This window comes from Stenotrophomonas sp. SMYL11 (assembly GCF_036320005.1).
Classification (GTDB): Bacteria; Pseudomonadota; Gammaproteobacteria; order Xanthomonadales; family Xanthomonadaceae; genus Stenotrophomonas; species Stenotrophomonas maltophilia_A.
Window position 1 is genome coordinate 1 of the sequence record NZ_JAWIRS010000028.1, and the last position, 12,899, is coordinate 12,899.

Consider the following 12,899-nt stretch of genomic DNA (forward strand, 5'->3'; position numbering starts at 1 on the left):
CAATGGCTTTGACCGATGTGGAGGTCTTGCAGGCCTCCTTGGCGACCAGCAGTTTGAAACGCGCGTCGTATCTGTTCATGTATCCCTCGGGGTTGGATCTGGTGTCCAACTCCCGGGGGTCACTTCATGGACGGGTTCACGGCGTCCCCTGCGCAGCCCGCCCAACCGGCCAACCCACGGAATCTGCTTCTGACGCCAGCCACGAGGGGCTCAGCCGTTGGCCGAATCCAGTAAAATCGCCCGCATGAACGCCCCCACCTTCCCGTACGACACCGCGCGCCTGAGCGAACTGGCCCAGCTGCTGATCGACAACGTCCGCGAACTGGCCCACGCCGGCTGGACCCCGGCCACCAGCAGCAACTTCTCCCACCGCCTGGACGACCGCCACGCCGCGATCACCGTCTCCGGCAAGGACAAGGGTCGCCTGATCGAGGACGACATCATGGTGGTGGACTTCGACGGCCAGGCCGTCGGCCGCCCGCTGCGCCCATCCGCCGAGACCCTGCTGCACACCCAGCTGTACCGCCGTTTCCCGGAAATCGGCTGCGTGCTGCACACCCACTCGCCGGTGCAGACCGTCGCCTCGCGCCTGTACGCGCCGCAGGGCCATATCCGCCTGGAAGGCTACGAGCTGCTGAAGGCCTTCGCCGGCAACAGCACCCACGAGATGGCCATCGACGTGCCGGTGTTCGCCAACACCCAGGACATGAACGTGCTTTCGAAGCAGGTCGATGACCTGCTCGACCGTCAGAACCTGTGGGGCTACCTGATCGATGGCCATGGTCTGTACGCCTGGGGCCGGGACATGGCCGAAGCGCGCCGGCACATGGAAGCGTTCGAGTTCCTGCTGCATTGCGAACTGGAGCTGCGCAAGCTGCGCGGCTGAACCGGCGCGCAGGTGCAGATGCCGATCCGGAATCTGCACCCCGTGCCCACCCTGCTACCCTGTCTTCCCCCCGAGACGTTCAAGCTGCCGCCATGAGCCGACTGCGCATCTACGACGACACCCGCCCCGAATCGCCGCTGCTGGACACCCAGGACGGCGCGGTCATCGCTACCGAACTGCAGAAGATCGGCGTCACCTTCGAACGCTGGCAGGCCACCGCGCCGGTTGCGCCCGGCGCCAGCCAGGATGAAGTGTTCGCCGCCTACCGCGCCGACATCGACCGCCTGGTGGCCGAGCGCGGCTTCAAGAGCGTGGACGTGGCCTCCATCGCCCCGGACAACCCGAACCGTGCCGAGCTGCGCAGGAAGTTCCTCGACGAACACTTCCACAAGGAAGACGAGGTGCGCTTCTTTGTCGCAGGCTCCGGCCTGTTCACCCTGCACGTGGGTGACAAGGTCTATGAAATCGAGTGCGTGAAGGACGACCTGATCGCCGTGCCCGACGGCACCACCCACTGGTTCGACATGGGCGATGAGCCCAGCTTCGTGGCGATCCGCTTCTTCACCGAGCCGGACGGCTGGGTCGGCCACTTCACCGGCACCGACATCGCGCAGAAATTCCCCCGTTACGTACCTACCCAGGCGTCCTGATCCATGCAGCCCCGCGTCATCCTGACCGATATCGAAGGCACCACCAGCAGCATCTCGTTCGTCAAGAACGTGCTGTTCCCCTATGCCCGCAAGGCGCTGCCCGCGTTCGTCGCCGAGCACGGCCAGCAGCCGGAAGTCCGCCGTTGGCTGGATGCGGTGGCCGCCGAGATCGGCGGCGCCTGCCAGGACAGCCTGGTGGCCGAGACGCTGCAGGGCTGGATCGACCAGGACCGCAAGCACACCGCACTGAAGGCGCTGCAGGGGCTGATCTGGGACGATGGCTACCGCCGCGGCGACTACACCGCGCACTTCTACCCGGAAGTGGCGCCGGTGCTGAAGGGCTGGCATGCCTCCGGCCTGCCGCTGTACGTGTACTCCTCCGGCTCGGTGCCGGCGCAGAAGCTGTTCTTCGGCTTCAGCGACGCCGGTGACCTCAGCCCGCTGGTGTCGGGCTGGTTCGACACCGAGATCGGCGGCAAGCGCGAGGCCGACAGCTACCGCCGCATCGTGCAGGCCATTGGCGTGCCGGCCGGCGAGATCCTGTTCCTGTCAGATGTGGTGGAAGAACTGGATGCTGCCCGCGAAGCCGGCCTGCAGACCCGCCTGATTGATCGCCTGGATGACTACCCGCTCCCGCGCATCGGCCAGGCCGCCAACGGCCATGAGCGCGTCGAGAATTTCCAGCAGATCCAGCTCTAAACGCGGCCCGCCGATGAGCTCTGCGGCATCGGCTACCGGGTACAGCTCTTGGTAGATGCCAACCTTGGTTTGCATACGACCGATGTGTCAACCAAGGTTGACACCTACCAAAGCGGCGAGAGAGGAACTGGATGCTGCCCGCGAAGCCGGCCTGCAGACCCGCCTGATTGATCGCCTGGATGACTACCCGCTCCCGCGCATCGGCCAGGCCGCCAACGGCCATGAGCGCGTCGAGAATTTCCAGCAGATCCAGCTGTAAGCAAAATGGTAGATGCCAACCTTGGTTGGCATGCGACCGATGTGTCAACCAAGGTTGACACCTACCAGAACATGGTTCTCCTGCCCTCAACGATCGTTGAGGGTCTTCACCTTCAGCGCTTCGCGCAGCGTTGCCAGATCCACCGGACCGCGAACCGCAATGTCCAGGGTTTCGCCCGGCAGCAGATCCAGCAGGTTGTCTTCCACCTGCACGTCCAATGCACCGAAGTCGATCCACGCCGAACGCACGTAGGCCGCGCTTTCCAATCGCAGACGGTAGTGGTCGCCTTCAATGGACAGCGTGGACTTGAGCTTCTGCCGCGGCAGGATCTGATCCTTGGCTTCGACGAAGCCGACCACCTGGCGCGCGCTGACCTTCCCACCCTGCAGCAGTTCGAACACGGCCACGGTGCGCTTCGGATCGGCGCCGGCCAACAATTCGGCATCGCGGAAATCACCGATCAAGGTAACACCGGCAGCGGCCAGCGTCACCGCTTCCTCGCGACGACGCAGTACCTTGCCGTCCACATCCATCACCCGCAACCGCCAGCGTGCATCCAGCGCGGCACCATCATTGAGCAGACGCACCTGCGTACTGCCCTCATCACGCAATGCCGCCAGCGTGACCGGCGCGAAGAAGCGCCGCGCGGCGAAGTGCAGCGCCTTCCAGCGACCGAAGTAGTCCACGCTGGACCAGGAGGCGCCTGGCCAGACATCATTGAGCTGCCAGTACAGCGAGCCCATCGTGTACGGTCGCGACGCGCGATGATGCAGCGCCGCCAGTGCGATGCCATCGGCCTGCATCACCTGGCTCAGGTAGACGAAGTCCTCGAAGTCCTTCGGCGTGCCGTAGCCCAGTTCGATGTAGTGCAGCAGGCGGCTATTGCCCTCGCCGGCCATGAATTTCTGGTGCGCGCGGATCACCGGGCTGTCGATGCGCTGCTCGGCGCGGGTGGCAATCTGGTCCACCGTCGCCACCGACGGCCACGCCTGCAGCCCGTACTCGGACATGAAGCGCGGCGTCTCGCGCAGGTAGGCCTGCACCGGCAGCGCCGGATTGCCCCAGACCTGCCAGTAGTGCTTGTCGCCGCGGGTGGAATCGTTGGCCTTCTCATCCAGATCGTTGCTGGGCGAGCTGGACCAGTACGGCACGCCCAACCCCTCCTCGCCCACTACCTGGCGCAGGTCGTTGCCGAACAGGTCGACATAGCCCTGCCAGACCTTCGCCGCAAATGCCGGGTCAGCCGCCTTCAGGTCGCGGCCGTGACCCCAGTCCTTCCAGGCGGTTTCTTCCTCGTTGTTGCCACACCACAGCACGATGCTGGGGTGATGGCGCAGCCGACGGATGTTGTCTCGCGCCTCGGCCACCACGCTGGCACGGAAGGCCGGATCGTAGCCCGGCTGCATGCCGCCGCCGAACATGAAGTCCTGCCAGACCAGCAGGCCCAGCTCATCGGCGATGTCGAAGAACGCATCGTCCTCGTAGTAGCCGCCGCCCCAGTTGCGCAGCATGTTCATGTTGGCGTCGCGCGCGGCGGTCAGCACCTGGCGCAGGCGTGCGGCATCGACGCGTGCGGGGAAGGCGTCGAATGGAATGACGTTGGCGCCCTTGGCGAAGATCTCCACACCGTTGATGACGAAGGCGAAGCCCTGCCCGCCCTTGGCGTCTTCCTCGCGGCGCAGTTCGACCGTGCGCAGGCCGATGCGCTGCTCGCGCGCCAGCGTTGCATCGGCGCCACCGTCCAGGCGCGCCTGCACGGTATAGCGGTCCTGCGCACCATGGCCCACCGGCCACCAGCGCCGCGGCGTGGCCAGCTCAACCGGCAGCTCGACCGTGTTCTGGCCGGGCTTCAGCAACACCGTGCGTTGCACCTGGGCCACGCTGCGGCCCTGCGGATCGCGCACATCCACGTTCACCGCCGCCGAGCCGGCCGTCGCTCCCTGCTCCACCTGCAGCAGCACTGCCAGCTTTGCCTGCTCCGCGCTCAATGCATCGGTTCGCACGGCAAGATCGGTCAGGCGGTGCGCGTCCCAGGCCTGCAGGTCGACCCCGCGCCAGACCCCGGCGGTGACATAGCGCGGGCCCCAGTCCCAGCCGAAGTGATAGGCCGGCTTGCGCGCGAAGTTGCCGACCATCGCGTCTTTGGGCTCATCCCCATAGGGCGAAGGATAGTTACCGGCGATCTTGTGCGGCATTGCCTGCACACCCGGCAGCAGCGTGCGGATCGGTGAACGGAACACGATCTGCAGTTCATTGCTGCTCGCGCGCAGGCGCCCTTCGACGCGCGCACGCCAGCTGCGGTGCGCGTTGTCCGCGCGCAGCAGCCGCTTGCCGTTGAGGCTGACCTCGGCGTAGTTATCCAGCCCGTCGAAACGCAGCTCGGCATTGGGCTTGGCCAGCGTCGCCGCATCCACGTCGAAGCGGGCGCGGTATTCCCATGCAGCCAGGCCGATCCACTGCAGCTCGGCCTCGGGTGCGCCGACATAGGGATCACGGATCAATCCGTGAGCGAGCAGGTCGGTGTGCACGCTGCCCGGCACCGTCGCCGCCCGCCATTGCTGCAGGCCTGGGTGGGCTGCACCCTCGGCGTCACCGGGCAGCATGCGGAATTCCCACTGCGCCTGCAGCGGGGCTGCAGTTGCCTGGAAAGCGGACGCTGCGATCAGCAGCAGGAGCAGACGGACAACGAAGGAAAGGCGATGCACGTGATACTCCTGTTTTTCCGCCGGGCGAGGCCCGGCGCTACCGTTTCCGATTCATCATGCGTACGGCGCTACGCGCCTCAACGCACGACGTTCAACACTTCGTAGCACGCGCCCATGGTGTGGTAATCCACCTTGCCGGCCGGGCTCTTCTCGTCGCTGTACTTGCGGTTGTCGGCATTGAGGATGCGGAACCATGCACCGTACTGGTGGTCGACGAAGTGCTCCCACGAATACGCCCAGATGCGTTCGTAGCACTGCCAGTAGCGGTCATCGCCGGTACGCTTGGCCATCAGCGCGGCGGTGGCCAGCGTTTCGGCCTGCACCCAGAAATACTTGTCGTCGTCGCAGACGAAGCTGTCGCCACCGATCGGTGCGCCGTCCATGCCCGGCTGCCGGCGCGATTCCGGAGCGAAGCCGTAGTACAGGCCGCCGCGGGCGTCGTCCCAGCTGCGTGCGACGGCGACGTCGAACAGATGCTGCGCGGTCGGTACCAGCCAGTCGGCCTGCACGTGGCGATCCAGGATCAGCAACAGTTTGGCCCATTCGGTCTGATGGCCGGGCTGGAAGCCCCACGGACGGAACAGGTGCTTGGGGTCGTCCAGGTTGTAGTCCCAGTCGATTTCCCAGTTGGAATCGTAATGTTCCCAGACCAGGCCACCGGCCTTGGCGGCCTGGCGGCGGGTCATGTTGTCGGCCAGCTGCAGCGCGCGCTCGACATAGCGCTGCTCGCCACTGGCCTCGAACGCGGCCAGCATCGCCTCGCACATGTGCATGTTGGCGTTCTGGCCGCGGTAGCCGGTGAAATTCCACTGGCCATCGGCTTCGTCCTTGTACAGGCCGTGCTGCGGCTCCCAGAAGCGCGTTTCCAGCAGCTGCCAGGTCTCGTCCATCCACGCGCGGGCCTGCTCGACACCGGCCTTCAGTGCGCAGCTGTAGGCCAGCAGCACGAAGGCCACGCCGTAGCAGTGGTTCATGTCATCCTCGACCTTGCCGTCCCGCAGGGTCCAGGCGTAGCCACCGGTGGCCGGGTTGCGGTGCACCTCGCGCAGATAGCGCACGCCATGCTCGACGGCTTCGCGGTACTCGGCGTTGCCGAATTCGCGGTAGGCCATCGCGTAGTTGAAGACAAAGCGGGTGCTGCTCACCAGGTGGCGGTGGCTGGCATCGTAGATGCTGCCGTCATCACGGAAGTAGTGGAAGAAGCCGCCGTCCGGATCGATGCAGCGCGGGTGGTAGAAGGCCATCGTATCGGCGATATGCGCGCGCAGGAACGCGGGCGAACGGAAGTCGGGCGAGGTGCTCATGCGGTAATGTCCTGGGCCTGCAGCAGCTGCTGCACTTCATCGAGCGAGGGCATCGCGGCGAACGCGCCCTTGCGGGTAACAGCCAGCGCACCCACGGCGGCGCCGAAGCGCAGCGTGGCGGTGATCGCCTCCGGGTCCTGGCAGAAGGCAGCGAAACCAGCGCCCGCCCCGCCCCGCTCCAGCAGGCCGACCAGCACGCCACCAACGAAGGCGTCACCGGCCGCCGTGGTGTCGACCGTGGCCACGCGGAAGCTGGTGACCGTGCCGTGGTGGTCGCGGGTGTACCAATGCAGCGTGGCCGCGCCATCGGTGACGATCACCCAGCGCGCCTGCGCGGCCAGCAGGCGCTTCAGCACCACTGACTCGCCATCGGCACCCAGCGGTGCCGCCAGGTAGTCCAGCTCCTCGCGCGACAGCTTGACCAGGTCGGCACGCTCCAAAGCCTGCCACAGGCGTGGCGTCGGATCTTCGTTGGCCGGCCACAGCGCCGGGCGCAGGTTGAGGTCCAGGCTGACCACCGCACCGGCGGCACGGGCGCGGTCCATGCCGGCGAAGGTCGCCTCGGCGATGGCCACTTCGGTCAGGCTGTTGGAACAGACGTGGAAGCACTGCGCGCTGTCGAAGCAGGCGGCCTGGAAATCGCTGTCACGGAACAGCAGATCAGCCGCCGGCGGGCGGTAGAAACTGAAGCTGCGCTCGCCGTTGGCATCCAGCGCGACGAAGGCCAGTGCGGTCTTGGCCGCATCGGTACGCACGATGTAATCCGTGCCCACACCATGTTCGACCAGGCTCTCGGCCAGGAAGTCACCAAACATGTCGCGGCCCAGCATGCCGACGAACTGGGTCTTCGCACCCAGCCGCGCGGCCGCCACGGCGACGTTGGCCGGCGCACCGCCGGCGTACTGCAGGAACGCGCGCGGCGTATCGGCCGAGGACGGCGGCTGCGCTAGTAGATCGATCAAAATTTCGCCGAAGCAGACAATGGCACCCATTTCGGACTCAGCCTCCCTGCGTTGCGGAAGCCGGCGTACGTGCGCCGACCAGTCCGTAGAAAATGATGTAGCCGTAGCACAGCAGCGGCAGGATGAAGCTGGCCTGCACACCGATGTGGTCGGCCAGCACGCCCTGCAGGTACGGCACCACGGCACCGCCGACGATAGCCATGATCAGCAGGCTCGAGCCCTTGTTGGTCAACGGGCCAAGGCGCTCGATGCTCAGCGCGAAGATGGTCGGGAACATGATCGAATTGAACAGGCCGATCGCCACCACCGAGTACAGCGCGATGCTGCCGGAGGTCAGCATGGTCGTGGCCAGAAGAGCCACGTTGACCAGCGCGAAGATCGCCAGCAGGCGGCTGGGCGAGAAGCGCGCCAGCAGCGCGGAGCCCGCGAAGCGGCCGATCATCGCCATCGTCCAGTAGGCCGACACGTAGTGGGTGGCTTCCTGCTCGCTGAAGCCGCCGATACTCGGCATCGACAGGTAGTTGACCAGGAAGCTGCCGATCGACACTTCAGCGCCGACGTAGAAGAAGATGCCCAGCACACCCAGCAGCAGGTGGCGCTTGCGCAGCGCGTCCAGGTAGCTGTGGTGGTGGCCCTGGTCGGCCTGCTCGGTGGCATCACTCAGCGCCGGCAGGCGGAACAGGAACACGAACAGCGCCAGCAGCACCAGCGCCACCGCCAGGCCCACGTACGGGCCCTGCACGGCCTGCGCCTCGGCGGCACGGTAGGCCAACTGCTCGGCGGCCGGCAGTGCCGCGATGTCATCGGCGCTCTTGACCGTGTTGGACAGGATCAGCATGCCGCCGAAGATCGGCGCGATGGCCGTCCCCAGCGAGTTCAGCGCCTGTGCCAGGGTCAGGCGGCTGGAACTGGTCTGCTCCGGACCCAGCAGCGCCACGTAAGGATTGGCAGCGACCTGCAGCACGGTGATGCCGGTGGCCAGCACGAACAGTGCGCCGAGGAAGGCGCCATAAACGCGCAGCTCGGCCGCCGGCCAGAAGCCCAGTGCGCCGATACCGGCAATCACCAAGCCGGCAACGATGCCCTTCTTGTAGCCCAGCGCCGCCACCAGGCGGCCGGCCGGCAGCGACATCAGGAAATAGGTGCCGAAGAAGGTGAACTGCACCAGCATCGCCTTGGCGTAGTTCAGCTCGAACACTGCCTTCAGGTGCGGGATCAGGATGTCATTGAGGCAGGTCAGGAAGCCCCACATGAAGAAGATCGTGGTGACCACGGCCAGCGCCTTGCCGTTGGTGACGGCGGGTGCGTTGCCCGAAGAACCCGATGGACGGGGCGTTGCGGAGATCGGCATGCGGTACGCGCCTCGATGCGCGGAAAGTCGTTGTTGCGTGGAAGGGGTATATGGAAGGGATCAGTTCGGTCGTGCGGCACTGCTTTCGCGGATGCGCAGCTGCACCGGCGCGACCGTGCGCCGTGGCGGCGCATCCGGCTCGTCCAGTCGTTGCAGCAACAGCGCGGCAGCTTGCCGGCCCCGCTCGCGCGGATCGGCAGTGAGCGTGGTCAACGGCGGCACCGCGACCGACGCCTCGGAAATATCATCGAAACCGGTAACGGCAAAGTCACCGCCCGGACGGATGCCACGCGAATTCAAGCCCAGCATCAGGCCCAGCGCGACGGTGTCGTTGTAGCAGACCGCCGCACTCGGGCGATGGCCGTCGGCAAACAGCTCATCGGTGCGCGCCGCGGCTTCCAGGCGGTTCGGTGCCGACTCGATCATCCAGCCCGGTGGCAGCGACAGGCCGGCCTCTGCCAGCGCCTGCTGGAAACCGGCACGGCGCTGGTGGCACGAGCTCGATGCAGCGTGGCCGCCGAAGAAGGCGATCTGGCGATGGCCGCGCTCGATCAGGTGGCGGGTGGCCAGATAGGCACCGTGCTGGTTGTCCAGGGTGAGGAAGTCCCAGTCGGCCCCTTCCAGTTCGCGGTTGAACAGCAGCACGTTGGCATTGGCGCCCAGCGCCTGCCGCAGCAGCGCGGTGTCGCTGCCCTCGGCCGGCGACAGGATCAGGCCGGCCGGCGTGTGCTCCATCAACGTGGACAGCACCGCCTGCTGACGCTCCGGCGATTCGCCGGTGCTGCCGAGCAGGGTCACGTAACCGCGTCCGCCCAGCGCCTCGTCCACGCCGGACGCGAATTCGGCGAAGAACGGGTTGGACAGATCGTTGATCACCAGCGCGATGCTCGACGAGGTCCGCCGGCGCAGGTTGGCCGCCGCGCGGTTGTAGACATAGCGCTGGCGGCGCAGCTCGGCCTCGACCTTGGCCCGGGTATCGACGTTGACCAGCGGGCTGCCGCGCAGCACCAGCGACACGGTTGCCCGTGACACGCCGATGGCACGCGCGATGTCGGTCACCGTCACCGCCTTGCCGGCGCGCTTGCTGGGACTGCTGCCGTTGTCGTTCATCGTCTTCCCGGACTCCGCTGGAGGCTCAAGCCTAATGGATCAGGGCCGTGTCGTGCCGTGCCGTTCGCTGGGTCACCGCGAACGGCACAGTCCGTCTCAGCGCAGCTGGCTGCCCGGTGCCGCGCACCAGGACACCGGCAGGTCCTTCACCGCCGTACCCCAACCCTGCTCCGGCGCCTTCGCGTCGAGCGCGAACTGCAGGCGCGGGCCCTGCTGCAGCTGGTTCCAGTCCAGCCACACCGGCGCATGCACCTGGCCATCGACCTTCACGCCCTGCACGTACTGCAGGCGGCGGCCATCGGCACCCGGCGCGTCGATGCGAAGGGTGCGGCCATTGCCCATGTCCACTTCCACCTTGCTGAAACGCGGAGTGTGCAGCAGGAACTGGCCGCTGCCCGGCACCGCCGGATACACGCCGATGGCACTGAACAGGTACCAGGCCGACATCGTGCCGAGGTCATCATTGCCGGTCACGCCGTTCGGGGCATTGGTGAACAACTGCTGCGCGGCGCGCACCACGGCGGCGGTCTTCCACGGCTGGCCGATCAGCGTGTACAGCCACGGTGAGTGCAGGTCCGGTTCGTTGTTCGGGTTGTAGCGGAACTGGTTGTAGTAGCTGTACGGCCCGACCACCCACTCCCTGCGGGCGGCATTGAGTGGATCGGCCTGCAGCGCGTCCATCGCGAAGAACGCATCCAGGCGTCGGCCGGCCTGTTCGCGGCCGTCCATCGCTTCGACCAGGCCCGGCACGTCCTGCTGCGCCAGCCACTGGTACTGCCACGCCGTACCTTCATGGAAACCATGGTGCGAGCGCGGGCTGTAGTGGCCATCGGCCGGCGTGTACCACTGGCCGTCCTCGGTACGCGGGCGCGGGAAACCGGTGAAGCCGGTCTCGGCGTCACGCACCTGCGGGTCCCACACCTTGCGCCAGTTGCGGCCGCGCTCACGCAGCGTCGCCGCGTCCTGCGCGTGGCCCAGGCCATCGGCCATCTGCGAAAGCGCACAGTCGGCCAGCGCATACTCCAGCGTGGCCGAACCACCGTGGTGCGGATCAACATCCATGCCCTTGGATGGGAACGCACGGTCGTAGACCACGTAGCCCTTGTCAAGGTAGGTCGGGTTGCCGGAACGGCCGGCCATCCGCGAGTTCAGCGGCGGCGTGCCGAACGCATTGCGGCGCAGTGCATCCCACGCCTGCGATTCACGGCCCTTGAGCGCGCCGAAGCGCCACAGGTCGACCATGAACGGCGTGACCGGATCGCCGGTCATGATGTTGGTCTCGAAGTTGGCATAGCCCCAGCGCGGCAGCCAGCCCCCCTGCTCGTCGATCGCCAGCAGGGTGCGGCCAATGTCACGCGCGACGTCCGGGCGGGTCAGTGCCAGCCACTGGTTCTGCGCGCGGTAGGTATCCCATAGCGAGAAATACTCGTAGTAGGTCCAGCCATCGGCGCGATGGATGCCATCGTCATAGCCGCGGTAGCGGCCGTCGGCATCGTTGCCGGTCATCGGCTGCAGCAGCGCGTGATAGACCGCGCTGTAGAACACGGTGCGGTCATCAGACGTACCGCCCTGCACACGCACCCGCCCCAGCTGCTCGCGCCACGCCTGCTGGGACAGCGCGCGCATGCGGTCGAAACCGAGCAGCGTCCCTCCCTGCATGCCGTCCGCGCGCAGATTGATGCGCGCGCCTTCGGCGTCCACATGCGAGATCGCGCTGACCGCCGTCACCGACTGGCCCTTGGCCAGGTCGAAGCTGAGCCAGGCGCCATTCGGCTTCTGCTCGCCTTCCATGCTGTGGCGCGCGCCGGGCAGGCCACCGCCCTCACCCCAGGTGCCATGCGCCTTGAACGGGCGGTCGAACTCGATGCGGAACCAGGTGGTGTACTGATGGCCTCCGCAGAAACTCTTGGTGACCAGCTTGCCTTCCACCACGCGGTCGCCGACCACATCAACCACGCTGCCGATCACCGAGTGGCGCTCGTTGGCCTGGCCGACATTGACCAGCACGTGGCCATCGCCACTGCGCTGGGTGAAGGTGTAGCGCTCAGCGGCGGCACGCGTACGCGCGGTGGTCTCGGCGTCGATGCCGCCGTAGCTCGTCAGCCGGACCTTGTAATAGCCCGCCTGGCCGATCTCGCCGTCATGCGTGTACGACGCGGCATAGGCCTTGTGGTCGAACTTCTTCGCGTTGCCGGTATCGAAATCGCCGCCGGGACCGATCGAACCGGTCACCGGCAGCACCGACACCTGGCCGCCCTGCTCCCAGCAACCTGCGCCGGAGATGAAGGAGTGGCCGAAACCGCGGATCTTCTCGTCGTCGTAGCGCCAGCCCGAATAGTGGCTGCCGATCGGGCTGACCTGGATCAGGCCGAACGGTGCCGACGCGCCCGGGAACGTGTTGCCGTCGTCCTTGCTGCCGATGAAGGTGTTGACCTCGCGCTCCAGCGCGGCCGGCGCGGCCTGCAGCAGCATCGGCGACGCCGAAAGTGCGAACAGGCAGGCCAGGCGCGCCAGCGGGCGCGAGGACACTGGGACGGCGGGAGCGGACGGCACTGGACGCATGTCGGGTTCCTGTAGTCGATGACACGGAGGCAGACGGTCGGGGCCGTCCGGCACCGTTCCGCTGAGCCCCGCCATGACTGGCAGAAAGCTCGCCCTGGAATGACGCCAGACCCACCAGACCGTGGATTTAGATCGATTCAAGTAGAGCATGCAGCTTCAGCCGAATGCATTCTGCGGCGCAGCATGAGAGGGGGGTGTTCGGCAGGGCTGCGCCCTGCACCTGCTCCGAGCTGGAGCAACAGCAACAGCAACAGCAACAGCAGAAGCTGGTTTCCTGCGGGGAGTCGGGCTGGGTCCGGTTGCGGGGGACGCCGTAAACCCGTCCCTGGGGGCTTGGCCGCGGCATCCATGCCGCGGACACCCCCGCAACCGGACCCACCCCGCCGTCGACCGATTTCCGCGATCTGCCGG

9 protein-coding genes and 1 pseudogene are annotated in these 12,899 nt (G+C 66.7%); 4 read left to right on the forward strand and 6 right to left on the reverse strand.

All coding sequences use genetic code 11. The features are described 5' to 3' along the window. The first annotated feature begins 244 nt into the window (after positions 1 to 244). The 4 genes and pseudogenes from V3B46_RS21620 to V3B46_RS21635 all read left to right on the forward strand — a co-directional run. Entirely contained in the window at positions 245 to 886 is a 642-nt protein-coding gene (locus tag V3B46_RS21620) for a methylthioribulose 1-phosphate dehydratase (protein WP_329892874.1), read from the forward strand. Positions 887 to 978: 92 nt separating this feature from the next. After that, positions 979 to 1,536 carry a 1,2-dihydroxy-3-keto-5-methylthiopentene dioxygenase gene (locus V3B46_RS21625; RefSeq protein ID WP_329892875.1) on the forward strand — a complete coding sequence of 186 codons (558 nt, stop codon included), beginning with the start codon at positions 979 to 981 and terminating at the stop codon, positions 1,534 to 1,536. Positions 1,537 to 1,539: 3 nt separating this feature from the next. Further along, the gene (mtnC, locus tag V3B46_RS21630; RefSeq protein ID WP_329892876.1) at positions 1,540 to 2,235 is read left to right on the forward strand and encodes an acireductone synthase; all 696 of its coding nucleotides are present in this window, start codon (positions 1,540 to 1,542) and stop codon (positions 2,233 to 2,235) included. Between the two features lie 121 nt (positions 2,236 to 2,356). Then, positions 2,357 to 2,494 (forward strand): annotated as a pseudogene (locus V3B46_RS21635) (acireductone synthase); the annotation flags it as partial. An 86-nt stretch (positions 2,495 to 2,580) separates the two neighbouring features. Here V3B46_RS21635 and V3B46_RS21640 read toward each other — a convergent pair. From V3B46_RS21640 to V3B46_RS21665, 6 genes are all read right to left on the reverse strand, one after another. Next, on the reverse strand, positions 2,581 to 5,199 hold the full coding sequence (locus V3B46_RS21640) for a beta-mannosidase (protein WP_329892877.1): 2,619 nt from the start codon (positions 5,197 to 5,199) through the stop codon (positions 2,581 to 2,583). Between the two features lie 77 nt (positions 5,200 to 5,276). Beyond that, complete coding sequence (locus tag V3B46_RS21645; RefSeq protein WP_329892878.1) at positions 5,277 to 6,503, reverse strand: AGE family epimerase/isomerase; 1,227 nt, start codon at positions 6,501 to 6,503, stop codon at positions 5,277 to 5,279. Then, entirely contained in the window at positions 6,500 to 7,495 is a 996-nt protein-coding gene (locus V3B46_RS21650) for a carbohydrate kinase family protein (RefSeq protein WP_329892879.1), read from the reverse strand. The genes V3B46_RS21645 and V3B46_RS21650 overlap by 4 nt, the downstream gene beginning before the upstream one ends. Positions 7,496 to 7,502: 7 nt before the next feature. Further along, positions 7,503 to 8,816, reverse strand: coding sequence for an L-fucose:H+ symporter permease (fucP, locus tag V3B46_RS21655; protein ID WP_106467896.1), 1,314 nt, complete (start codon positions 8,814 to 8,816; stop codon positions 7,503 to 7,505). A 60-nt stretch (positions 8,817 to 8,876) separates the two neighbouring features. Next, on the reverse strand, positions 8,877 to 9,926 hold the full coding sequence (locus V3B46_RS21660; RefSeq protein WP_014037023.1) for a LacI family DNA-binding transcriptional regulator: 1,050 nt from the start codon (positions 9,924 to 9,926) through the stop codon (positions 8,877 to 8,879). A gap of 96 nt (positions 9,927 to 10,022) precedes the next feature. Beyond that, on the reverse strand, positions 10,023 to 12,488 hold the full coding sequence (locus V3B46_RS21665) for a GH92 family glycosyl hydrolase (RefSeq protein ID WP_329892880.1): 2,466 nt from the start codon (positions 12,486 to 12,488) through the stop codon (positions 10,023 to 10,025). Positions 12,489 to 12,899 lie beyond the last annotated feature (411 nt).

What these genes read in the sequence shown, in the direction of transcription:
- mtnC (WP_329892876.1), top strand. Translation starts at nt 1,540, where the DNA reads ATGCAGCCCCGCGTCATCCTGACCGATATCGAAGGCACCACCAGCAGC.
- V3B46_RS21645 (WP_329892878.1), bottom strand. Translation starts at nt 6,503, where the DNA reads ATGAGCACCTCGCCCGACTTCCGTTCGCCCGCGTTCCTGCGCGCGCAT.
- V3B46_RS21620 (WP_329892874.1), top strand. Translation starts at nt 245, where the DNA reads ATGAACGCCCCCACCTTCCCGTACGACACCGCGCGCCTGAGCGAACTG.
- V3B46_RS21650 (WP_329892879.1), bottom strand. Translation starts at nt 7,495, where the DNA reads ATGGGTGCCATTGTCTGCTTCGGCGAAATTTTGATCGATCTACTAGCG.
- V3B46_RS21665 (WP_329892880.1), bottom strand. Translation starts at nt 12,488, where the DNA reads ATGCGTCCAGTGCCGTCCGCTCCCGCCGTCCCAGTGTCCTCGCGCCCG.
- V3B46_RS21660 (WP_014037023.1), bottom strand. Translation starts at nt 9,926, where the DNA reads ATGAACGACAACGGCAGCAGTCCCAGCAAGCGCGCCGGCAAGGCGGTG.
- fucP (WP_106467896.1), bottom strand. Translation starts at nt 8,816, where the DNA reads ATGCCGATCTCCGCAACGCCCCGTCCATCGGGTTCTTCGGGCAACGCA.
- V3B46_RS21625 (WP_329892875.1), top strand. Translation starts at nt 979, where the DNA reads ATGAGCCGACTGCGCATCTACGACGACACCCGCCCCGAATCGCCGCTG.